This is a genomic window from Hydrogenophaga sp. (genome assembly GCF_041633695.1).
In the GTDB taxonomy this organism is placed as follows: domain Bacteria; phylum Pseudomonadota; class Gammaproteobacteria; order Burkholderiales; family Burkholderiaceae_C; genus Hydrogenophaga.
The window spans coordinates 1-1,668 of the sequence record NZ_JBFJMY010000673.1 but is presented as its reverse complement, the minus strand read 5'-3'; the positions used below and the strand labels follow the sequence as shown (position 1 = coordinate 1,668).

2 protein-coding genes are annotated in these 1,668 nt (G+C 57.8%); both read left to right on the top strand.

The features are described 5' to 3' along the window. Window positions 1-216: 216 nt before the first annotated feature. On the top strand, window positions 217-444 hold the full coding sequence (locus ABYB95_RS23095; protein ID WP_372662573.1) for a helix-turn-helix transcriptional regulator: 228 nt from the start codon (window positions 217-219) through the stop codon (window positions 442-444). Window positions 445-719: 275 nt separating this feature from the next. Further along, window positions 720-1,430, top strand: coding sequence for an SOS response-associated peptidase family protein (locus ABYB95_RS23090; protein ID WP_372662570.1), 711 nt, complete (start codon window positions 720-722; stop codon window positions 1,428-1,430). The last annotated feature ends 238 nt before the right edge of the window (window positions 1,431-1,668 follow it).

Below are 1,668 nucleotides of genomic sequence, written 5' to 3'. Positions count from 1 at the left end.
TGTCTTGTTTGTGTCTTGTTTGTGTTTTGGTGATGAGCGAACGTCGCCTGTGGTCACCAGTGTGCAGAGAGCCCAGCTTATCTGCAATCGCCCGGAGGGCTGAACTTCCTGGAGGAAGATCCCCAGCCTGAGCGACTATTTTTACCGCGAAGTCATCGGTCAGATCGGGTCGACCACTGCCTACAGTGGAAAGCATCCCTCATTCGGAGTACCCACATGCACACCTACCTGCCACCCACCACCGAGTCCAACCATTCGGATAGTCTGACCATCTTGCGTCTTCCTGCCGTCACACGATTGACCGGCCTGTGCCGCTCGACCATCTACCGCTTGGTCGCAGAAGACAAATTCCCCTCCCCCGTCAAGTTGTCAAGCCGCGCCATTGGCTGGCACCGGGCCGATCTGGAACGATGGAGTGCTGCGCGCCCCACAGCAAACCATTGACCTGCTTGGGTGACCAGATCGACGATTCACCGCCTATTCACCACGAACGACTGCCCTGCGCCGATTCACCTGGCGATCTCCATCATGGCGTGGCCCAGAAGCCATCTCGAAAATTGGACCGCCCCGCTTGAGGATCGGCTCAGCCGATCGCCACTTCATGTCGAACTCAACAGGTTTCACCTGCGAAATAATGCCAACTCGGATCGCGGATGCCAGGCAGGTGGAGGCGTCATTGCGGCGAAGCGGTTTTTAGCAGATCTCACAGGAGGTGATGCATGTGCAACCTGTATGGAAGCGTTGATGCAGATACGCTTCGCACACAATTGTTCAAGGGACTCGATGGCCTGGCTTGGGACCACACGGTGGCCCCTTTGGGACAGGGCGTCTTTGTCAAACAGGACTCCGTCGCTCAGGCCGGGCAATGGGGCATGATTCCCCCCAGCTCCAAGGAGCGCACCCCCAAGACGCGTGAAGGTCGCCGCATGAGCACGAACAACGCTCGTCGCGAAACAGTGGACACCGCATGGACATACGGTTTTCCGTGGTCACGCCAGCAACGATGCCTGATTCCAGCAGCCTGGTTCCAGGAACCATATTGGGGCATCACGCATGCAGATCCGATGACCCTTTCGAAAAACACCTGGTGGCGTTTCTGGAGGGAAGACGGCGAACCATGGATGCTGGCCGGACTCTGGAGCGAATGGACCGATCCGATCACAGGTGAGGTGGTGCCGAACTACACCATGCTCACCCAGAATTGTGATGGACATCCTTTGTTGGCCTTGATGCACAAACCCGATCCCAAACAAGGACACGACAAGCAGGACAAACGAACGGTCGTGGCCATCGAAAGAGCCGATTGGGATCTTTGGCTGCATGGCCCAAAAGAGGCGGCAGAGGCACTGATTCGCGTACCGCCACTTGAGTTGATTCGCCATGGCGCTGCCGAGCCAGACAAAGCCCATGTGCTGACGCTGCCCATTTAGACCCGCTGCGTTGACCGCTCAACTTGGACCGGTCCAGGACCGGCATAGATCATCCCCTGGCTGGTTTGCCGAGTCACCATCCACCCATTCGCCGTGTTGCCGGACGATGTAGTCGGAAGGGTCACCGGGGATCGCGGCCTCCAGGTTCGCAGGCCCGCTGCCAAGCTGGGGGAATCTCAGAATGGTTTGAAAGGTATTCACTGGGGTCTTCTCCATTGGCTATCTCCTCCAGCATGTC